Annotated in this window: 20 protein-coding genes; 13 read left to right on the forward strand and 7 right to left on the reverse strand. The window is 72.0% G+C overall.

What is annotated here, in order from left to right; genetic code table 11:
• The first annotated feature begins 25 nt into the window (after positions 1-25).
• The 4 genes from V4F39_RS11170 to paoC all read left to right on the forward strand — a co-directional run bounded on the left by V4F39_RS11170 (position 26) and on the right by paoC (position 5,313).
• Complete coding sequence (locus V4F39_RS11170) at positions 26-1,387, forward strand: pyridoxal phosphate-dependent decarboxylase family protein (protein WP_332289457.1); 1,362 nt, start codon at positions 26-28, stop codon at positions 1,385-1,387.
• Between the two features lie 123 nt (positions 1,388-1,510).
• The gene (paoA, locus tag V4F39_RS11175) at positions 1,511-2,152 is read left to right on the forward strand and encodes an aldehyde dehydrogenase iron-sulfur subunit PaoA (protein WP_332289459.1); all 642 of its coding nucleotides are present in this window, start codon (positions 1,511-1,513) and stop codon (positions 2,150-2,152) included.
• Positions 2,149-3,099 (forward strand): FAD binding domain-containing protein, encoded by a 951-nt coding sequence (locus tag V4F39_RS11180; RefSeq protein ID WP_332289461.1) that lies wholly within the window; start codon positions 2,149-2,151, stop codon positions 3,097-3,099. Before paoA ends, V4F39_RS11180 begins: the two co-directional genes overlap by 4 nt.
• 3 nt (positions 3,100-3,102) lie before the next feature.
• Positions 3,103-5,313: an aldehyde oxidoreductase molybdenum-binding subunit PaoC gene (gene paoC, locus V4F39_RS11185; RefSeq protein ID WP_332289462.1), complete on the forward strand. Its 2,211-nt coding sequence runs from the start codon at positions 3,103-3,105 to the stop codon at positions 5,311-5,313.
• Between the two features lie 310 nt (positions 5,314-5,623).
• On the opposite strand, the gene V4F39_RS11190 is transcribed toward paoC, so the two are convergent.
• From V4F39_RS11190 to V4F39_RS11210, 5 genes are all read right to left on the reverse strand, one after another.
• Positions 5,624-7,564 (reverse strand): DNA/RNA non-specific endonuclease, encoded by a 1,941-nt coding sequence (locus tag V4F39_RS11190; protein ID WP_332289463.1) that lies wholly within the window; start codon positions 7,562-7,564, stop codon positions 5,624-5,626.
• A 30-nt stretch (positions 7,565-7,594) separates the two neighbouring features.
• Positions 7,595-8,629 carry an RNA methyltransferase gene (locus V4F39_RS11195; RefSeq protein ID WP_332289464.1) on the reverse strand — a complete coding sequence of 345 codons (1,035 nt, stop codon included), beginning with the start codon at positions 8,627-8,629 and terminating at the stop codon, positions 7,595-7,597.
• Between the two features lie 68 nt (positions 8,630-8,697).
• Positions 8,698-9,798 carry a fatty acid desaturase gene (locus tag V4F39_RS11200; protein ID WP_332289529.1) on the reverse strand — a complete coding sequence of 367 codons (1,101 nt, stop codon included), beginning with the start codon at positions 9,796-9,798 and terminating at the stop codon, positions 8,698-8,700.
• A 76-nt stretch (positions 9,799-9,874) separates the two neighbouring features.
• Complete coding sequence (locus V4F39_RS11205) at positions 9,875-10,876, reverse strand: NAD(P)H-dependent flavin oxidoreductase (RefSeq protein ID WP_332289465.1); 1,002 nt, start codon at positions 10,874-10,876, stop codon at positions 9,875-9,877.
• A gap of 33 nt (positions 10,877-10,909) precedes the next feature.
• Positions 10,910-11,617, reverse strand: coding sequence for a TetR/AcrR family transcriptional regulator (locus V4F39_RS11210; RefSeq protein ID WP_332289466.1), 708 nt, complete (start codon positions 11,615-11,617; stop codon positions 10,910-10,912).
• 52 nt (positions 11,618-11,669) lie between these two features.
• Between V4F39_RS11210 and V4F39_RS11215 the strand changes: the two genes are divergently transcribed.
• The gene (locus V4F39_RS11215) at positions 11,670-12,044 is read left to right on the forward strand and encodes a translation initiation factor Sui1 (RefSeq protein WP_332289467.1); all 375 of its coding nucleotides are present in this window, start codon (positions 11,670-11,672) and stop codon (positions 12,042-12,044) included.
• Between the two features lie 6 nt (positions 12,045-12,050).
• Here V4F39_RS11215 and V4F39_RS11220 read toward each other — a convergent pair whose 3' ends face one another.
• Positions 12,051-13,904 carry an ExeM/NucH family extracellular endonuclease gene (locus V4F39_RS11220; protein WP_332289469.1) on the reverse strand — a complete coding sequence of 618 codons (1,854 nt, stop codon included), beginning with the start codon at positions 13,902-13,904 and terminating at the stop codon, positions 12,051-12,053.
• A 91-nt stretch (positions 13,905-13,995) separates the two neighbouring features.
• Here V4F39_RS11220 and V4F39_RS11225 point away from each other — a divergent pair, with 91 nt between their 5' ends.
• The 8 genes from V4F39_RS11225 (at position 13,996) to V4F39_RS11260 (ending at position 20,091) form a co-directional block, all read left to right on the forward strand.
• Positions 13,996-14,340 carry a hypothetical protein gene (locus V4F39_RS11225; RefSeq protein WP_332289470.1) on the forward strand — a complete coding sequence of 115 codons (345 nt, stop codon included), beginning with the start codon at positions 13,996-13,998 and terminating at the stop codon, positions 14,338-14,340.
• A gap of 80 nt (positions 14,341-14,420) precedes the next feature.
• Positions 14,421-15,581 (forward strand): ABC transporter substrate-binding protein, encoded by a 1,161-nt coding sequence (locus V4F39_RS11230; RefSeq protein ID WP_332289471.1) that lies wholly within the window; start codon positions 14,421-14,423, stop codon positions 15,579-15,581.
• A gap of 55 nt (positions 15,582-15,636) precedes the next feature.
• Positions 15,637-16,518: a branched-chain amino acid ABC transporter permease gene (locus tag V4F39_RS11235; RefSeq protein WP_332289472.1), complete on the forward strand. Its 882-nt coding sequence runs from the start codon at positions 15,637-15,639 to the stop codon at positions 16,516-16,518.
• A 79-nt stretch (positions 16,519-16,597) separates the two neighbouring features.
• Positions 16,598-17,458 carry a branched-chain amino acid ABC transporter permease gene (locus tag V4F39_RS11240; RefSeq protein WP_332289530.1) on the forward strand — a complete coding sequence of 287 codons (861 nt, stop codon included), beginning with the start codon at positions 16,598-16,600 and terminating at the stop codon, positions 17,456-17,458.
• Positions 17,455-18,234: an ABC transporter ATP-binding protein gene (locus V4F39_RS11245; protein ID WP_378235146.1), complete on the forward strand. Its 780-nt coding sequence runs from the start codon at positions 17,455-17,457 to the stop codon at positions 18,232-18,234. The genes V4F39_RS11240 and V4F39_RS11245 overlap by 4 nt, the downstream gene beginning before the upstream one ends.
• Positions 18,231-18,950: an ABC transporter ATP-binding protein gene (locus V4F39_RS11250; RefSeq protein WP_332289473.1), complete on the forward strand. Its 720-nt coding sequence runs from the start codon at positions 18,231-18,233 to the stop codon at positions 18,948-18,950. Before V4F39_RS11245 ends, V4F39_RS11250 begins: the two co-directional genes overlap by 4 nt.
• 15 nt (positions 18,951-18,965) lie before the next feature.
• Positions 18,966-19,784, forward strand: coding sequence for a TlpA family protein disulfide reductase (locus V4F39_RS11255; protein WP_332289474.1), 819 nt, complete (start codon positions 18,966-18,968; stop codon positions 19,782-19,784).
• Between the two features lie 22 nt (positions 19,785-19,806).
• A complete protein-coding gene (locus V4F39_RS11260) occupies positions 19,807-20,091 on the forward strand; it encodes a DUF2164 domain-containing protein (protein WP_332289475.1) in 285 nt (94 codons plus the stop codon).
• A 31-nt stretch (positions 20,092-20,122) separates the two neighbouring features.
• On the opposite strand, the gene V4F39_RS11265 is transcribed toward V4F39_RS11260, so the two are convergent.
• Positions 20,123-20,488: a hypothetical protein gene (locus V4F39_RS11265; protein WP_332289476.1), complete on the reverse strand. Its 366-nt coding sequence runs from the start codon at positions 20,486-20,488 to the stop codon at positions 20,123-20,125.
• Between the last annotated feature and the right edge of the window lie 34 nt (positions 20,489-20,522).

The following is a 20,522-nucleotide window of genomic DNA, read 5'->3' on the forward strand; positions in this document are numbered from 1 at the left end:
GGCCTCCGGGCGCAGAATCCGGCCCGTGGACCCCCTCCTCTCGACCGCCGCCCGGCTTGCCGACGGCTACCTCCAAGGCCTGCCGGCGCGGCCCGTGCCGCCCTCGGCCGCGGCCGTCGAGCAGCTGCGCCTGCTCGATGCGCCGCTGCCCGAGCAGCCGCAGGACCCGCTGGCCGTGCTCCACCAGCTCGACGCGCTGGGCTCGCCGGCCACGGCGGCCTCGGCCGGGGGGCGCTTCTTCGGCTTCGTGATCGGCGGGTCGCTGCCGGTCGCGCTCGCGGCCAACTGGCTGGCGACGGCCTGGGACCAGAACGCCGCACTGCATGGGCCCACGCCGGGTGTCGCCGCGTTCGAGCACGCCGCGCTGCGCTGGCTGCTCGACCTGCTCGGGCTGCCCGCCGGCACCGCCGGCGCCTTCGTCACCGGGGCGACCCAGGCCAACCTGTGCGGCCTGGCGGCGGCCCGCCACGCGGTGCTGCGCCGCGCGGGCTGGGACGTGGAGGCCGACGGCCTCTTCGGGGCGCCGCCCATCACCGTGGTGGTGGGCGCCGAGGCCCATCCGACGCTGTTCAAGTCGCTGGGCGTGCTGGGCCTGGGCCGCAGCCGCGTGGTCAAGGTTCCCACCGATGCGCAGGGCCGCATGCGTGCCGACCGACTGCCGCCGCTGCAGGGGCCGACGATCCTGTGCCTGCAGGCGGGCAACGTGAACACCGGCGCGTTCGATCCGCTTGCCGCCCTGTGCGAGCGCGGGCGCGAGGCCGGCGCGTGGGTGCACGTCGACGGGGCGTTCGGGCTGTGGGCAGCCGCCTCGCCCGCGCTGCGCCACCTCGCCGAAGGCCTGGCGCTGGCCGACTCCTGGGCGACGGATGCCCACAAGTGGCTCAACGTGCCCTACGACAGCGGCCTCGCCTTCGTGCGCGACGAGCACAGCCTGCGGGCCGCGATGTCGGTGACCGCCGCCTACCTGCCGGTGCACGCCACCGCGCGGTCGCCCTCGGACTACACGCCCGAGCTGTCGCGCCGCGCACGCGGCGTCGACATCTGGGCCGCGCTGGCGAGCCTGGGCCGCCAAGGCGTGGCGGAGATGGTGGAGCGGTGCTGCCGCCACGCCCGCCGCTTCGCCGACGGCCTGCGCGCCGCCGGCCACGAGGTGCTGAACGACGTGGTGCTGAACCAGGTGCTCGTCGGCTTCGGCCCACCCGAGGCCACGCGCCGCACCATCGCCGCGCTGCAGGAGGACGGCACCTGCTGGTGCGGCGTGACCGAGTGGCAGGGCCGCACGGCGATGCGCATCAGCGTCAGCTCGTGGGCCACCACCGACGACGACGTCGAGGCCAGCCTGGCCGCGATGCTGCGGGCCGCCGCCGGCCTCCAGCGCACGGGCTGACGCCGGCGGGCGTCCTCGCGCTCTCCGACGGCCGGAGTCGTCGCGGTCCTACGGCGATCCGGCGGGCGCCGCATACAGTGAACTCCATCGCCCGGCGCGGGCCGCCGCCGCACAGGAACACCGATGGAAAGAACCGATCCCTGCCTGATCTCCCGACGCGACGTGCTGGTCGCCAGCACGTCGGCCGCGGCCGCGATGGCGGCCCCTGGGGCCGCCGCCCAGACCGCCGCCCCGGCGGTGACGGACGCCACCACGCCCACCCGCGTCTCCCTCAAGGTCAACGGCCGCAGCCACACGCTGGCGCTCGACAACCGGACCACGCTGCTCGACGCGCTGCGCGAGCACCTGCACCTGACCGGCACCAAGAAGGGCTGCGACCATGGCCAGTGCGGCGCCTGCACGGCCATCGTCGACGGGCGACGCATCAACACCTGCCTGACGCTCGCGGTGATGCACGAAGGCGCGAGCGTCACCACGATCGAAGGCCTGGGCACGCCGCGCAGCCTGCACCCGATGCAGCGGGCGTTTGTGCGCCATGACGGCTACCAGTGCGGCTACTGCACGCCGGGCCAGGTGTGCTCCGCGGTCGCGGTGCTGGATGAGGTGCGCAGCGGCATCCCCAGCCATGTGACGGCCGACCTGACCGCCCGCCCCCTGCTGTCGGCCGAGGAACTGCGCGAGCGCATGAGCGGCAACATCTGCCGCTGCGGTGCTTACTCGAACATCGTCGATGCGATGATGGACGTGGCCGGGAGCAAGGCATGAGGGCCTTCACCTACGAGCGCGCGCGCACGCCGCAGGACGCGGCCGCCTCGGTGCTGCGCTGGCCGGGCGCCCGGTTCATCGCGGGGGGCACCAACCTGCTCGACCTGATGAAGCTGGAGATCGAGACGCCGACCCACCTCGTCGACGTGAACGGCCTCGGGCTCGACCGGATCGAGCCCATGCCGGGCGGCGGCCTGCGCATCGGCGCACTGGTGCGCAACACCGACCTGGCGGCCGACAGCCGCGTGCGGCGCGACTACGCCGTGCTCTCGCGGGCGCTGCTCGCCGGCGCCTCCGGCCAGCTGCGCAACCGCGCCACCACCGCCGGCAACCTGCTGCAGCGCACGCGCTGCCCCTACTTCTACGACACGAACCAGCCGTGCAACAAGCGCGTGCCGGGCAGCGGCTGCTCGGCCATCGGGGGCTTCAGCCGGCAACACGCGATCGTGGGCACGAGCACCGCCTGCATCGCGACACACCCGAGCGACATGGCGGTGGCGATGCGCGTGCTCGATGCGGGAATCGACACCGTGCGCGCCGACGGCCGCATCCGGACCATCCCCATCGCCGACTTCCACCGCCTGCCGGGCGACACGCCGCAGGCCGAGACGGCATTGGAACCCGGCGAGCTGATCACGTCCGTCACGCTGCCGCCGCCGGTCGGCGGCCGGCACCTCTACCGCAAGGTCCGCGACCGCGCGTCCTATGCCTTCGCGCTGGTCTCGGTCGCCGCCGTGGTGCAGCGCGACGGCAGCGGCCGCGTCGCGCTGGGCGGCGTGGCGCACAAGCCCTGGCGCGTGGAGGCCGCCGACGCGGCGCTGCCGCAAGGCGCCGCGTCGGCCGCAGGCCAGCTCCTCGCCGGTGCGCGCACGACGCCCGACAACGCTTTCAAACTGCCGCTGGTCGAGCGCACGCTCGCCGCGGTGCTGGCAGATGCCAAGGCCTGAGCCATGAAGTTCGACACCCCTGCCACCACCAACCCCATCGACCAGCTCAACGTGGTCGGCCGCCCGCTGGACCGCATCGACGGTCCGCTCAAGGCCACCGGCACCGCCCCCTATGCCTACGAGCGCCACGACGTCGTGCGCGACCCCGCCTACGGTGTGGTGCTGGGCGCCGGCATTGCCAAGGGCCGCATCGCCTCGATGGACCTGAACGCCGCCCAAGCCGCCCCCGGCGTGCTGGCGATCGTCACGGCGCAGAACGCCGGCCCGCTGGCCAAGGGCCAGTACAACACCGCCAAGCTGCTGGGCGGGCCGGAGATCGAGCACTACCACCAGGCCATCGCCGTGGTCGTCGCGAAGACCTTCGAGCAGGCCCGGGCGGCCGCCTCGTTGATCCGCGTGGCCTACGACGCGGTGCCGGGCACCTTCGACCTCGCAGCGGTGAAGGACCGCGCGCCGCTCGCCAAGGAGACCGATTCCAGCGGCCCCACCCGCACCGCGGTGGGCGACTTCAATTCCGCCTTCGACGCCGCGGCGGTCCGCCTCGACGCGCACTACACCACGCCCGACCAGGCCCACGCGATGATGGAGCCGCATGCCACGCTGGCGGCGTGGCAAGGCGACCGGCTCACCGTCTGGACCGCCAACCAGATGGTGGCCTGGAGCACCGGCGACCTCGCCAAGACGCTGGGCATCCCGAAGGAGAAGGTGCGCCTGGTCTCGCCTTACATCGGCGGCGGCTTCGGCGGCAAGCTGTTCCTGCGCAGCGACGCGCTGCTGGCCGCGCTCGGCGCGCGCGCCGCGGGCCGGCCGGTCAAGGTGGCGCTGCAGCGCCCGCTGATGTTCAACAACACCACGCACCGGCCCGCCACCATCCAGCGCATCCGCATCGGCGCCGGTCGCGACGGGCGCATCACCGCGATCGCGCACGAGAGCTGGTCCGGCGACCTGCCCGGCGGCGGCCCTGAGACCGCGGTGAACCAGACCCGCCTGCTGTACGCGGGCGCCCACCGGCTGACCGAGATGCGGCTGGCCGTGCTCGACCTGCCCGAGGGCAACGCGATGCGCGCGCCCGGCGAGGCACCCGGGATGATGGCGCTCGAGGTGGCGATCGACGAAATGGCCGAGCGGCTCGGCATGGACCCGGTCGAGTTCCGCGTGCTCAACGACACGCAGGTGGATCCCGAGAAGCCGCAGCGGCCCTTCTCGCAGCGCCGGCTCACCGAGTGCCTGCGCCTGGGCGCGCAGCGCTTCGGCTGGAGCGCGCGCCAGGCGCGCCCGGGCCAGGTGCGCGACGGCCGCTGGCTCGTCGGCATGGGCGTGGCGGCGGCGTTCCGCAACAACCTGCAGATGGCCTCGGCCGCGCGGGTGCGCCTCGATGGCCGCGGCATCGTCACCGTCGAGACCGACATGACGGACATCGGCACCGGCTCCTACACCATCATCGCGCAGACGGCCGCCGAGACCCTGGGCGTGCCGCTGGACAAGGTCGTGGTGCGGCTGGGCGACTCGGACTTCCCCGTGTCCTGCGGCTCGGGTGGGCAATGGGGTGCCGCCAACTCCACTTCGGGCGTGTACGCGGCCTGCATGAAGCTGCGCGAGGCCGTGGCGCGCAGCGTCGGCATCGACCCGGCGCAGGCGGTGTTCGCCAACGACCAGGTTCGCGCCGGCGCGCGCCGGGTGCCGCTGGCGCAGGCGGCGGGTGACAAGGGCCTCGTGGCGGAGGACGGCATCGAGTACGGCGACCTCGACAAGCGCTTCCAGCAGTCCACCTTCGGCGCCCACTTCGTCGAGGTGGGCGTCGACGCGGCGACCTGCGAGGTCCGCGTGCGGCGCATGCTCGCGGTGTGCGCGGCGGGACGGATCCTCAACCCCAAGTCGGCACGCAGCCAGGTGATCGGGGCGATGACGATGGGCGTCGGCGCCGCGCTGATGGAGGACCTGGTGGTCGATACCCGGCGCGGCTTCTTCGTCAACCACGACCTCGCCGGCTACGAGGTGCCGGTGCATGCCGACATCCCGCACCAGGACGTCATCTTCCTCGACGAGACCGATCCGGTCGCCTCTCCGATGAAGGCCAAGGGCGTGGGCGAACTCGGCATCTGCGGCGTCGGGGCCGCGGTCGCCAACGCGATCCACAACGCGACGGGCATGCGGGTGCGCGACTACCCCATCACGCTGGACAAGCTGCTGGGGCAGATGCCGCCGCCGGGCTGATGCCGCGCCATCTGATCTGCTGTTTCGACGCGATCTGAGCCTGTGCAACGCGGCCGCGCGTCGGCACATTCACGGTCTGGGCGGCTTCGCTGGCAATTGACTCGACATACCCGAACCAATGGAATGGATCCCCATCGTCTTGGTCACTTTCAAGATCCTCGTGTTCGGCACGGGCATGTTCTTCGCCATCAAGTGGCATTACGACAAAGGGAAGACGAACAAGAAGAAGAAATAACGGGAACCAGTGACCGTCAGACGCCAGAACCGGCGCCCGGGGCGGGGGCGGCGCGGCAGGCTGGCCGCGGCGGCGCTAGGCGAAGTACTCGGCCGGCGACGAGAGGATCTTGATGACCGGGGCGTCGCCCAGGGTCTCCGGCACGGCGAACGGGCTCTCGCGGCGGCGCATCGCCGCGCCGAAGCGGATGCCGGTGCGTGCCTCCAGGTCGCGCAGCTTGACCCGCGCCCACAGCCACGGCTCGAGCTGCAGGCCCTCGGGCACCGTCAGCGGCTCGACCAGGTGCTTCTGCGTGAGCAGGAAGGCGAACACCTTCTCCTTGCCGTCGGCATCGTCCCGGTAGGCGACGAGCTTCCAGAACTCGTTGGGCAGGAAGCACTCGACGCCGTTCTGCACGAACTTGCGGTCCTCGGGGCCGAACACCGGGCCCGCCATCACGCTGACCCGCAGCTGGTGCGGCGACTCGGCATCGAACAAGGTGTTCTCCAGCCGCCCCCACACGCCGCCCTCGGGATCGTCGTCGACGTTGCCGCTCTGGTTGAACGCCTCGTGCTGCGGCACGATGTTCGTGTAGTAGAAGCTGTCGTAGTTGCCCTGCCGGGCCTCCTCCATCGAGCCCCAGCACAGGTCGGCCCGGCGCGCGATGTGGCCCTTGTCCAGCGGGTTGTTGCCGTAGAGCTTGTCGTCGAACTGGAAGGCGGCCAGGCCGCCGCGGCGGTCGGTGCGGAAGCCGGTGCGCTTCAGGCGCTTGAACTGGCTGCCGTCGATGTTCCAGGCCACGCACAGCGGGTACCTGCGCGCCCGGCTGAGCCAGACCGAGAAGTGGCAGTAGCGCAGCTCGGCATCGTCGTCGAGCGTGGCCAGGTCCGCCTGCCGGCCCTTGATGAACTTGGGCGCATCGATGGCGAAGTCGAGGAAGCGGCGGTCGAAGCCGTCGCGCGGCACCAGGCCGTCGGCGAGCGTGCCGGCCTCCGGCAGTTCCATGTCGCCCAGCGGCTCGACCTCCAGCGCCGTCATCACCGACTTGGCATAGCAGGCCAGCGCGAACTCGGCATCCGTGCCCTCCGCATCGCCGGCGTAGTGCAGGCCCAGCATCACGCCGGTGGTCCGGCCCTGCGCATCGACCGCGAACCACGATGCGCCGGAATCGCCCCCGCGCGAGATCTCGCCGTCCGCCGGCGGCGCGGCGCTGTCGACCCCGACCTCGAACCCGCCGACCACCGCCGAGATGCCGGCGCCGTAGTCCATCTTGGTGTTGACCTCGATGCGCACCACGGTGCCCTGCGTCACACCCGTGGTGCGGCCGCTCTTGATCACCGCATCGCCGAGCTCCGGGTCGCCGATGGCCGTCACCCGCACGCCGAGCCCGAGCACTTCGTCGGACACCGCGCGCCCGGCCACGGTGGCCACGGCGCAATCGCCGGCCGGCCCCAGGTGGCTGCGCAGCAGCCTGCCGATCTTGTTGAACTCGACGCGGTTGTCGTCGTGCCGGCCGGGCTGCACCACGTCCACGCCGATGTAGCCCTGGGGGCCCTGCAGCACGTGCCAGTTCGACAGCAGCAGCACCGCCCGCGTCTCCCGGTCGCGCACGAAGGCGCCGATGGTGCCGGCCGTCGTGAAGACGTTGCCCACGCTCATGCCGGCCGCCATCACGTCGGCGCGGGCCTTGCGCGGATCCTTGGCCTGCAGCTGCACCTCGATGTACGAGGGCTTGTAGGTGCGCTCGACGACGTCGGTGGGCACCTGCACGCCGGCGATCTCGATCGTCGCCGGGATGCGCACCGTGCCGAGCGTCTCCAGCGCCTCCGGCGACGCCTTGCGCGCCACGGTGAACTGGATCGCGAGCTGCGGCCCGGCGGCGCCGGGCACCATCTTGTGGCCGATGCCCACGCTGGTGATGTTGGGGTCCTCGAGCAGCTCCGGGCTCTTGGCCCGCACGTAGCTGCGCATCGCGCGCAGCAGGGCATCGTCCGTGCGCCGGGACGGCGTCTTCGCGGGAGGGGTCTTCGCTGGCATGGAGAAGCTTCCTTTCGTCGCGGGGCGGGCCTAGGAAGATACCGGACGACGGTGAACACGCACCGGCTGGGGCGCCGTACGCGCCCGCAGCTGCCCGCAGCCGCCATCGATCTCCTGTCCCGCCGACCACCGCAGCCGCGTCAGCACGCCACGGCGGTTCAGGAAGCGCGCCATCTCGGCGGCGCGCTCGCCGTCGGGCCGCCGGAACGGCAGCCCTTCGTTCGTGTTGTACGGGATGAGGTTCATCATCGCGTACTTGCCCTGCAGCAGCCCGGCGACGCGGTCGAGCTCGTCGTCGCCGTCGTTGATGCCCTCGAGCAGCGTCCACTGGTACTGGATCGGGTAGCCGGTGGCGCGGGCGTAGCGCTCGCCCTCGTCCACCAGGGCTGCCGGATCGATGCGCGGCGCGCGCGGCAGCAGCTCGGCCCGGCGCTGCGCGTAGGTGGTGTGCAGCGACAGCGCCAGCGCCGGCTTCACCGGGCCTTGCGGCAGGCGCTCGAACACGCGCGGATCGCCCACGGTCGAGAACACGAGCTGCTTGTGGCCGATGCCGCCTTCGCGCCCCAGCAGCGTGATCGCCTCCATCACGTTGTCCAGGTTGTGCGCAGGCTCGCCCATGCCCATGAACACCACCTTCTTCACCGGACGGCGCTGGCGTGCCAGCACCACCTGCGCGACGATCTCGGCGCTGCCCACCTGGCGCAGCAGGCCGTCGCGCCCGGTCATGCAGAACACGCAGCCGACCGCGCAGCCCACCTGCGCCGACACGCACAGCCCATCGCGCGGCAGCAGCACGCTTTCCACCGTCTGGCCGTCGGCCAGCTCGACCAGCAGGCGCTCGGCGCCGTCCTCGGCGGGGTGGGCTGAACGCACCCGCGCGAGCGCCGACAGGTCGGCCGCCAGCGCCGGCAGCTCGTCGCGCACGCGCTGCGGCAGGAAGTGCTCCGCGAGGCTGCGGCCGCCTTCCAGCGGCCGCGCATTCACCCACTGGCGCAGCAGCCGCGCCTCGTGGGTGGGCTTGGCGCCCAGGGCACGCAGGCGTTGGCGGAACTCTTCGATGCGCATGGCGGCAGGCTGGCAGGGGCGAGACCGCCAGTGTAGGCAGGCCCGCGCTGCGTGCGCCGGCGTGTGCTTCAGCCCGTCGCGGGCGGGCTTGTCGGCCGGCCGTCGAAGTCCGTCCAGCAGCGGGCCTGCAGGTCGTAGAGCTTGCAGCGGCGGGCCGTGTCGAAGTACCAGCGCAGCGAGAACCGCTGCACCACGATGCGCCCGGGCAGCCGGGCCTCGAGCAGCCGCTGCGCCTGCCGCAGGCGGTACAGCGGCACGCTCATGTCGACGTGGTGCGCGGTGTGCTCCATGATGTGGTGCAGCGCCGCGCCGACGAACGAGCGGAAAGTCAGGTGCACCGTGGTCGACACGAAGGGCTGCGCCGCCGACCACGAGGCCTTGTCGGCATGCCATTCGATGCTCGTGTGCGTATGGTGCGCATACAGCACGAAGCCGACCATCACGTTCCACACGAGGAACGGCAGCACGAAGCCCACGAGCAGCACCCACGCGACCGCCTGGCCGGTGGCCAGCGCCGCCGCCGCCAGCCCGCCGGCCCACAGCGCGGCCGCCGCGCTCACCAGCAGGCCGTCGCGCGTGAACACCGCGCGCCGCGTGGGCATGTGGCGCTTGCCCGGGAACACCATGCGCACCCACCACACCTCGACGAGGTAGTACAGCCACGGCGCCCAGCCGCTGCGGTAGACCCGCTCCAGCCCCTGCCGCCAGCGCGGCAGCGCGCGGAATTCGGCCAGCGTCAGCGGCTCCCAAACGAAGTCGAAGCCCTTGAGGTTGGTGTACCCGTGGTGCACCACGTTGTGCCCCACCTCCCAGAGGCTGTAGGGCGTCAACGAGGGCAGGAACAGCAGCCGGCCGAGCCAGCGGTTGAGGCCGCGGTGGGGCGTGAAGCTCTGGTGGCAGGCGTCGTGGCCCAGGATGAACAGCCGCGCGATCACCAGCCCGGCACCGATGCCGGCCAGCACCTGCAGCACCGGATGCGCCGCCGCCACGGCCGCCCACAGGGCCAGCGCGAACAGCGTGATGTCGAGCAGCGAGAGCCAGAGGGCGTAGGCCGTGCTGCGGGCGGCGATGGGCGCCAGCCAGGCGCGGATTTCCTTGCGGTGCGGGATCGGCGGCGCCGGCGGCACCTGCGGGGGCACGGCCGCCGCCGTGCAGGAAAGATCGGTCATCTTGGGGGTCGGCTCCATGCCGTTGCGGTCAGGCCGCGAGCCTAGGGCCCCCCGCCCCCGCGCCCCTTGATGCCGGTCAAGCCCCCGCGTGTTCCCGCACCGCGGGCCGCGGGGCGATGCGCTGCAGCCAGTCGGCACGCGCGGCCTCGTACTGCGCCGCGAGCCGCGAGACGAGCTCGGCCGCCGGCGGCACGTCGTGCAGCACGCCGATGCCCTGGCCGCAGCCCCACACGTCCTTCCAGGCCTTGGGCTTCTGGCGGTCGGAGCCGAAGTTCATCGCCGAGGCGTCGCTCACCGGCAGGTTGTCGGGGTCCATGCCGGCGTTGCGCAGCGAGGGCTTGAGGTAGTTGCCGTGCACGCCGGTGATCAGGTTGGTGTGCACGATGTCCTTGGCCGTCGAGTCGACGATCATCTGCTTGTAGCCCTCGACGGCGTTGGCCTCCTGCGTGGCGATGAAGGCCGAGCCGATGTAGGCCAGGTCGGCGCCCAGCGTCTGCGCGGCCAGGATGGCGCGGCCCGAGGCGATCGAGCCCGACAGCAGCAGCGGGCCGTCGAACCACTCGCGGATCTCCTGCACCAGCGCGAACGGCGACTGGAAGCCCGCGTGCCCGCCCGCGCCGGCCGCGACGGCGATCAGGCCGTCGGCGCCCTTCTCGATCGCCTTGCGCGCGAAGTGGTTGTCGATCACGTCGTGCAGCACGATGCCGCCCCAGGCGTGAACCGCCTCGTTGATCTCGACGCGGGCGCCCAGCGAGGTGATGACGATGGGCACCTTGAACTTCGCGCACACCGCCATGTCGTGCGCCAGCCGGTCGTTCGAGCGGTGGACGATCTGGTTCACCGCGAACGGCGCCGACGGTGCCTCCGGATGCTGGCGGTCGTATTCGGCCAGCTCGGTGGTGATGCGCTCGAGCCAGACCTCCAGCTGGTCGGCGGGCCGGGCGTTCAGTGCCGGGAACGAGCCGACGATGCCGGCCTTGCACTGCGCGATCACCAGGTCGGGGTTCGAGACGATGAACAGCGGCGAGGCCACCACGGGCAGGCGCAGGCGCTCGGCCAGGACGATAGGAAGTGTCATGCAGGCTCTCCGGCAAACTAGGCAGTGTCTAGTTTACGCCGAACCATCCGCCGGCGCCTGCGCGGCGAGCCCGTTGATGGCGAGCAGGCAGAAGCGGACCATCACGTCGCACAGCTGGTCGGCGCTGCGGCGCGGGCCGGTGCGCACCGGCGCCGCCCGGCGGTGCATGCGCAGCGTGGCGAGGCCGTGGGTCGTCGCCCACACGGCGAAGGCGAGGTCGTCGTCGCTCAGCCCCGCCCGCCGCCCGGCGGGCAGCAGCGGCACCACGACGCTGCGCAGCAGCGCATACGAGGCGGTGCCGGCCTCTGTGAGCTCGGGGTAGTCGTCGCGCCTGTCGAAGAACGGGCCGCACATCAGGTGGAAGCGCGCAGGGTGCGCCTGCGCGAAGTCGACGTAGGCCAGCATCACCGCCCGCAGCCGCGCCGGGCCGTCGTGCGGATCGACCGCGGCGAGCCGCTTGTGCCGCAGCGCAACCAGGTCGCGGAAGCCCTGCGCCGCGATCGCCGCAAGCAGGCCCTTCTTGTCGCCGAAGTGATGGGCCGGCGCCCCCTGCGACACGCCGGCCAGCTTGGCGGCCGCGCGCAGGCTCATCGCCTCGATGCCCTGCGTGTCGATCAGGTGCGTGCCCCACTGGATCAGCGATTCGCGCAGGTTGCCGTGGTGCCACTGCCCCTCGGGCTTGACCTCGCGGGCGCGGCGCGGCCGGGTGGGTGGAACGGCGGTGTCGTGCGGCTCGGGCATGCGGCGATGTTAGGCCTTACGCTTGCGGCTTCCGCCCCGTCACGACACACCGATGGCCTCCTCCCAACGCCGCTCCGCCCCAGGCGGACTTGTCTATTCAACCGACGCCGGGCGCATGTGCCCGGCGTGCCGGCAACCCGTCGCGCAGTGCCTGTGCGCCAGCCGGCAGGCGGCCCCGCCACCCACGGATGGCATCGTGCGCGTCTGGCGCGAGACCAAAGGCCGTGGCGGCAAGGCGGTGACCGTCGTGCGCGGCCTGCCGCTGGACGCGGCCGCGCTCACCCAGCTTGGCACGCGGCTCAAGACGCTGTGCGGCTCGGGCGGCACCGCCAAGGACGGCGAGATCGAGCTGCAGGGAGACCACCGCGACAAGGTCGTCGCCCACCTCCAGGGGGCGGGCTGGACGGTCAAGCGTGCCGGCGGCTGAGCGCGTTCAGCGGGTTGCGCCGCGGCGCAGCGCCAGGCCGACGATCACCGGATCGTGGTCGGATGCGCGGAACGGCCCCGGCCTGTAGAGGTCGGGCGCGCAGGCGGCGCAGGCGGGCTGCCTGTACGCCAGCCGGTAGTCGAGCGCCGCCGGCTCGTCGGCGTTGATGTGCCACACCGCCGCGCCGCTGACGCGGGCGGCCAGCGCGGCGTCGGCCCACGCGTGGTCGAGGCGGCCGGCCTCGCCGCCGAACACGTAGGTGTGGCCCGGCGGCGGCACGTGCCTCGCGGCCACGTCGACGTAGCCGCGGGCGGCCAGCACCTGCGCCGGATCCTCCTGGGGGTGGGCGTTGAGGTCGCCGACCAGCAGCACGCCCGCCGTGCCCGCCGCCGCGGCCGCCGTATCCAGGAAGTCCGCCACCGCCTGCGCCTGCCGCACGCGGCGGCCGTTGTGGCAGCCCTGGCCGTCGCCGAGGTCGGCATCGGCGCCGGCGGCCGCCTCGCACCGCTTCGACTTGAAGTGCCCCACCACCACGGTGAAGCGTTCTCCGCCCTCGCCGAAGGAGAAGGCCTGCGCCAGCGGCGGCCGGTCGTGCACGGGGCTGGCGTCGGCGCGCGCGGCGCCCACGCGCCCGAGCACGCGGGGCTTGTGGATCATCGCCACCTTGATGGCGTCGGTGCCCGTGGCGGGCGGGTCCGGCACGGCCGCGTAGGTGCCCGCGCCCATGGCCGCGTTGAGCGCGTCGACGAGGTTCTGCACCGCGACGGGGCCGTTGTTCTCGATCTCCACCAAGCCTACCACGTCGGCATCGATGGCCCGCAGCGCCGCGACGAGCTTGGCCTGCTGGCGCCGGAACTCGCCGAGCGAGCCGGCGCCGCGGCAGTCGGCCGCCGAGCGCTGTCCGCCCCGCGTGCAGCCCTGGCCGGCGCGGCCGTCGGCGGTGCGCCCGTCGGAGAAGGTGGTGAAGTAGTTCTGCAGGTTGAAGACGGCGACCTTGACGTTGCCGCCGACCGCCGCGGGCGCCGCGGTGCGGGCATGGGCCCGCACGAAACGCGGCGGCACGGCCGGATGGATCCGGTAGCCGCCCGAGGCGCCGGCGCCCGGCGCGCCCGGCCCCTCGTCGAGCACGCCGGTGACGGCCTCGACGCGGTCCCCGGCACGCACCGTGCCGCCCTCGCCGAGGTAGGGCACGGCCGGCGGGTTCGGCTGCAGGCTGCCCTCGTCCAGCACGATGCGGCGGCGGGCGTTGTCGCGGGCGAGCGCCCGGGCCTGCGGGCCGGGAGGGTGGCGGTGGGTCGGCGCCTCCAGCCGCCCGCCGGCCGACAGGATCAACTGGCCGAAGCGGCCGAGCGCATGGGGGTCCGACACCGTCAGCGGGCCGGCCAGGCGCACGAGCATGCCTTCGTAGCGCTCCAGGCCGCCCTCGGCCTCGGCCTGCAGATCGACATCCACGGCGGCCACCGGGGCGCCGGCGCCTGCCACCCGCACGGCCCCCGCGGACGTCAGCACCGTCGTCGTGCGGCCGGCCGCCGCCCGCTCGCGGGCGGCCTCGGGCGCAAGCTCGGCGACCGTGCCGGTCACCCGCACCCGGCGTCCCGCGGCCAGGCCGGGCACGTGGCCCGCGCGCACCCGGATGCCGTCGGAGGTGAGCGGATCGCCGTCACCGGCCGGATCCTGCAGGAAGAAGCCGTCGCCGGTCACCAGCGTGACGGTGCCCTGGGTCGCCACCCGCTGCCCGGCCCAGGGGCTGGTGGCTCCGCGGCCCTGCAGGGCCGGGATGGCGACGAGCCCTTCGGCGTCGGCGTGCACGGCAGCGCCGGCCAGGCCAGCCACGGCGAGCAGGATGGAGGGCAGCTTCATGGTGTTTTCCCTGGGATGCGCCCCTGGCCCGGCCGGTGGCCGGCGCGGCGGGGGATGGGGAACTCCTGCGGAGCCCGCCCGTCAGACATCGATGAACGCGAAATCCCGGTTCGATGGTTTGGTGCGCCGCGGCACACAGGTCACCGCGGTGGCGGTGGGCACGGTGGTCGGCGTGGCGGGCGTGCTGCTGCTGTGGGTGTCACTGATGGCATCGCTGGTGGTGGGTGCGCTGGCCCTGCTCGGCTGGTGGGGCTGGGCGCGGCTGCGCGGCCGTCGCCCGATGGGCGATTTCAGCCTGTTCCGGCACCGGCAGGCATCCGGCGACCCCGAGGGCGGGTTTTCCCGGCCCGGCACGGCCGCTTGGCGGTTGCGCCAGGGCGAGGTGGTGGACGTCGAGGTGCGCGAGGTGCCCGCGCCCCCGCCGTCGCCCCGCTGAACCTACGGGCTGGACAGGATGGCGGCGGCGCCGCCACGCGATAACATGCGTCCCCTTTTTCAGTCTCTTCGGGAGATGTCTTGAACAGCCCCTTCCCCCGCTCGCTGCGCGCACTCGCGCTGGCCGCCGCCCTCGCCGCGGGTTCCGCCGCGCAGGCCGCCGACATCAAGATCGGCATGGCCGAGGCCCTTTCCGGCCCCGCCGCCCAGTATGGGCAAAGCATCCGCAATGGCTTCCAGCTGGCCGCGGACCAGATCAACGCCGCCGGTGGCGTCAACGGCGACAAGATCGTGCTGGTCATCGAGGACGAGCAGGGCAAGAAGGAAGAGGCGATCAACGCCTTCAAGAAGCTGATCTTCCAGGACCGGGTGCTGATGGTCTTCGGCCCGACCTTGTCGAACTCCGCACAGGCGGCCGACCCGATCGCCCAGGCCGCCAAAACGGTCGTGTTCGGCACCTCGAACACCGCCGACGGCATCACCAGCATCGGCGACTTCGTCTTCCGCAACTCGGTGACCGAGGCCGACGTGCTGCCCGTCACCATCAAGACCGCCGTCAAGCATGCCGGCATCAAGAAGGTCGCGGTGCTGTACGGCAACGACGACGTCTTCACCAAGAGCGGCTACGACAACTTCAAGAAGGCCCTCGAAGACCTGAAGATCCCGGTCACCACGACCGAGACCTTCGCCAAGGGCGACGTCGACTTCAAGGCGCAGCTGACGAAGATCAAGGCCACCAACCCCGACGCGATCGTGCTGTCCGCGCTGATCGCCGAGGGCGCGCCCATCATGGTGCAGGCCCGCCAGCTGGGCCTGAACGTGCCGGTGATCGGCGGCAACGGCATGAACTCCGTCAAGGTGTTCGAGCTGGCCAAGGGCGCCTCCGACGGCCTGTGGGTCGGCAGCCCCTGGTCGATCGAGAACAAGACGAAGGAGAACAGCGCCTTCATCGACGCGTACAACAAGAAGTTCGGCGCCGCCCCCGACCAGTTCGCGGCGCAGGCCTTCGACGCGATGCAGATCGCCACGCAGGCGCTGAAGACGGTCAAGCTCACGGGCGACCTCGCCAAGGACCGCGTGGCGCTGCGCAACGCACTGCCTGAAGTGAGCGTCACGGGCGCCACGGGCGCCTTCAAGTTCCGCCGCGCCACCGACAAGGCGGGCAAGCCGGCCGGCTACGACGCCGACCAGTTGCCGATCGTCAGCGTGACGCGCGGCAACGCCTACGTCATCGAAAAGTAACCAGCCCAACTCAGGCGGCCCCTCGCTTCGCGGCGACGGGCCGCCGCTCATTTCCATGCTCGAACAGCAGTTGTTCAATGCCCTCTCGCTGGGCTGCGTCTATGCGCTCTTTGCGCTGGGCTTCACGCTGATCTTCGGCGTACTGGGCGTCATCAACCTGTCGCACGGCGCCGTGTTCATGGTCGGCGCCTACGCCGCCCTGATGGCGGTCACCCAACTCCAGCAGCCGCTGTGGGTCGCGATCATCGCGGCCTTCGCCGTCAGCGGGATCCTGGGGCTGCTGATCGACACGCTGGTGTTGCGGCCGCTGCGCGCGCGCAATGCCCCCCACCTGATTCCGATGATCGCGACGATCGGCCTGGCCATCGCGATCAACAACCTGGCGCAGGGCCTCTTCGGCGCCGAGAACCTGCGCTTTCCCGTCGAGGTGCTGCCGCAGGACGCCATCACGCTCGCCGGCCTGCACCTCACGGTCATCGAGCTGGGCATCATCCTGCTGTCCTTCGTGCTGATGGCGGGGCTGATGTTCACGCTGCGCCGCACCCAGCTCGGGCGCGCGCTGCGCGCCATCGCCGAATCACCCAAGGCCGCCTCGCTGCTGGGCGTGAACGTGCAGGGCCTGTTCATGCTCACCTCGTTCTTCGCCGCCGGCCTGGGCGGCGTGGCCGGCGTGCTGATCGGCCTCTACTCCAACGCGCTTTTCCCGCTGATGGGCCAGCCGATCCTGCACAAGGGCATCGCGGTCATCATCCTCGGCGGCATGGGCGACATCCGCGGCGCGATGCTGGCGGGCCTGTTCCTGGGCTTCGCCGAGGTGCTGTCGGTCGCCTACATCGGCTCCACCATGCGCGACGCCGTCGCCTTCGGCCTGCTGTTCCTGGTGCTGCTGGTGCGGCCCAAGGGGCTGTTCGGCACCTTGCAGGAGCGCAAGGTATGACTACGAGCACGCCGAGCCGCCTCAAGGGCGAGTTCCCCCTCGGGGGGACGGCGCGCAGCGCCAAGGGGGCTGCATGAACGTGGAGTGGTTCGACAACTTCTGGGCGGTCTACAGCAACCTGGTGCTCACGCTGGGCACCAACGCGCTGCTGGCGCTGTCCATCTACCTGACGCTCTCGTGCGGGCTGCTGGCCATGGCCAACGGCGCGTTCATGGGCATCGGCGCCTACACCTCGGCGCTGCTGACGATGAACGCCGGGATGCCCTTCCCGGTCGCGATCGCCGGCGGCATGGCGGCGCCGATGGTCGTCGCCTTCGTGATCGGCAAGCCGACGCTGCGGCTGTCGGGGGTGTACCTGGCGATGGCCACGCTGGCCTTCGGCGAGGTGGTGCGCATCGTGGTGCTCAACACCGAGTCGCTGACCGGCGGCGCGCTGGGCCTGAACGGCATCCCGCAGTCCACGCAGTGGTGGCACGTGGCGCTGTCGCTGGCGGTGGTGCTGTTCGCGCTCGGCCGGCTGCGCCGCTCCAAGGCGGGCCGTGCATTCGAGGCGATCAAGCTCGATGAAACGGCCGCCGGCCTGATGGGCATCAACGTCGACGCGCACAAGATGGTGGCCTTCGTGCTGGGGGCGGCCATCGCCGGCCTGGCGGGCACGCTCAACGCGCACCTGACGTTCTTCATCGGCCCGAACGAGTACGGCTTCGACCGCGGCGTCGAGATCCTGACGATGACCATCCTCGGCGGCATCAACAGCCTGCTGGGCCCGGTGCTGGGCTCGCTCATCCTCACGCTGCTGCCCGAGCTGCTGCGCGGCTTCAAGGATTTCCGCCTCGTGATCAACGGCCTCATCCTCGTCGTCATCGTGCTGTTCCTGCCCAAGGGCCTGTGGGACCCGGCGCGCCTGCGCCGCTGGGTGGGCATGGGGAGCAAGGCATGAGCGAGCTGCTGCAACTCAAGAACGTCTCGCGCCACTTCGGCGGGCTCAAGGTCCTGCAGGACGTGAGCTTCGCCGTGCCCTCGGGCGGCATCTTCGGCCTGATCGGGCCCAACGGCGCGGGCAAGACGACGGTGATCAACCTCGTCACCGGCCTCCTGCCGCCCACCTCGGGCGACATCCACTTCCAGGGCCGCAGCGTGGTGGGGCGTGCGCCGCACGAGATCACGCACGGCGGCATCGCGCGCACCTTCCAGAACATCCGCGTCTTCAAGGAGATGAGCCTGCTGGAGAACGTGGTGGTCGGCATGCACGGCCTGCTGAAGTACGGCACCGGCGGCCTGCTGTTCGCGTCGAGGGGCTTCCGCGCCGAGGAGCGCCGCGCCCGCGACCGCGCGCGCGAGCTGCTGTCGTGGATGAAGCTCGACCACCGCGCCGACGAGATCGCCGACAACCTCTCGTACGGCGACCAGCGCAAGCTGGAGCTCGCCCGTGCGCTGGCCACCGAGCCCAAGCTGCTGCTGCTCGACGAGCCGGTGGCCGGCATGAACCCGGCCGAGAAGACCGAGCTGATGCGCGAGATCCAGAACATCCAGGGCCGCGGCTACACCATCTTCATGATCGAGCACGACATGCGCTTCGTGATGGGCCTGTGCGAGCAGATCGCCGTGCTGAACTTCGGCCGCATCATCGCCCAGGGCGGGCCCGAGCAGATCCGCAACGATCCCCAGGTGATCGAGGCCTACCTGGGCCGCGACGACGAGGAGGTGCCGGCATGACCGCGCCCCTGCTCGACGTCAAGGGCCTGGCGGTGCGCTACGGGCACGTGGAAGCCGTCAACGGCATCGACCTCCACCTCGCGCCCGGCCGCATCACCACGCTGGTGGGCGCCAACGGCGCGGGCAAGTCGACCACGCTGCTGGCGCTGTCGGGGCTCGTCGCCAAGGCCGCGGGCCGCGTCCAGTTCGACGGCACCGACATCACCGCCCTGCCCCCGCACCGCATCGTGGCCTCGGGCCTGGTGCAGGTGGCGGAGGGGCGCGCGACGCTGACCACGCTCACCGTGCGCGAAAACCTCGACCTGGGCGGCTACACCCGGCGCGACGGCGCCGCCGCGCGCGCCGCCGACCTGGAGAAGGTCTACACGCTCTTCCCGCGGCTCAAGGAGCGTGAGCACGGGCTGGCCGGCAACCTCTCGGGCGGCGAGCAGCAGATGCTGGCGATCGGCCGCGCGCTGATGGCCCGGCCCAAGCTGCTGCTGCTGGACGAACCGTCGATGGGCCTGGCGCCCATCATCGTGCAGGACATCTTCCGCACGCTGCGCGAGATCAACCGCGAGGGGCTGACCATCTTCCTCGTCGAGCAGAACGTGCGCCAGGCGCTGAAGATCGCCGACCACGCCTACGTGCTGGAGAACGGCCGGATCGTGCTCGAAGGCAGCGGCGCCTTGCTGCTGAACGAGCCCAAGGTGCAGGCGGCCTACCTCGGCGGCTGAGCCGCGCGCGCCGCCATGTCGCATGTGCAGCTGGGGCCGCTGTCGCTGCCCGCAGCCTTCCTGCTGACGGTGGCCTCGGCGGCGCTGGGCCTCTTCATCGGCCGGCGCCTCGGGCGCGAGCGCGCCGCCGACGCCGAGGCGCTGCTGCTCAAGGCACTGCTGGTGGCCGTGGTGGCGGCGAGGCTCGCCTTCGTGTGGCAGTTCCGAGAGGCCTACCTCGCCCGGCCCTGGGACATCCTGGACATCCGCGACGGCGGCTGGGAGCCGCAGGTCGGCGCCATCGCCGGCTGGCTGGCGGCATTGTTGTGGCTGCGCCCCCGCGGCAGCTTGCGCAGGCCCGTCATCGCGGCCATGGGCGGCGCCACGGCGCTGTGGGTGGCCGGCTCGGTCGGACTGGCGGTGCAGTCACACCAGCAGGCGCAATTGCCGGACTGGTCGTTCGCAGGCCTGGACGGCGAGGCCGTCGCGCTGCGCTCCTTCGAAGGCCGGCCCACGGTCGTCAACCTGTGGGCCACGTGGTGCGGCCCCTGCCGGCGCGAGATGCCGGTGCTGCAGCAGGCGCAGGCCGCGCACCCGGGTGTGCACTTCGTGTTCCTCAACCAGGGCGAATCCGCCGACAAGGTGAAGCGCTTCCTTGGCAGCGAGCAGCTGCGGCTGCACAACGTGCTGCTCGATGCCAAGGGCCGCGCCAGCACCCTCGCCGGCCACCGCTCGCTGCCGACCACGCTGTTCTTCGATGCGCAGGGGCGGCTGGTGGGCTCGCGCGTCGGCGAGCTCTCTCGCGCCACGCTCGGGCAGCGGCTCGCCCCGCTGCTGGCCGGCGACGCGCGCTGAGCCTACGGCCTACCATCGCCGCATGGCCATCGAACTCTCCAAGCAGGTCCGCCAGCAGGCGGTGGACTCGATCGAACGCTACTTCCGCGAGCACCTGCAGCTCGAGGAGCCGCTGGGGAACATCGCCGCCGGCGGGCTGCTGAACTTCTTTCTCGAGGAGCTGGGACCCAGCATCTACAACCAGGCCGTCGCGGACGTCCAGGAGCGGCTGCAGATGCGCGTGGCCGAGATCGACATCGAGGTGCACGAGGACGAGTTCGGCTACTGGCCCAAGTACGACCGGCAGCCGCCCAAGCGCCGCCGCTGAGCGGGCCGGCCGCGGCCCGCAGCGGCGAGGCTCAGAAACAGTTGCCGGCGTCGATGCCCATGCGGCAACTCCAGCGGAAGTACTCGCCCCCCTGCTTCACCGAGCGCCGGAACACCGCGGTCGACTCCTGCGCGATCTCGTCCGGCAGCGGCACGGCCACCGGGGCGCCGGTCGAGTTGGTGAAGAAGTTGATGAAGCAGGTGGACTGCGGGGCGCACAGCAGCGCGATCTGCCGCGTGTAGGCCTCGCGGTCGCGGGCCTGGTTGCCCGGCACGATGACGACCTGGATCACCCCCTGCCGCCCGGCCACCGGCCAGGGTTCGGTCCGTGCGGCGGCCGGTCCGGCCGCCCCCGACGCAGCAAGGGCCGTCACGATGAGGGAGGCGGTGGCTTTCATGGTTCCAGCCTAGTGCATCGACGCGCCGCGCGCG

It is taken from the genome of Aquincola agrisoli (assembly GCF_036621135.1).
Lineage (GTDB): Bacteria > Pseudomonadota > Gammaproteobacteria > Burkholderiales > Burkholderiaceae_C > Aquincola > Aquincola agrisoli.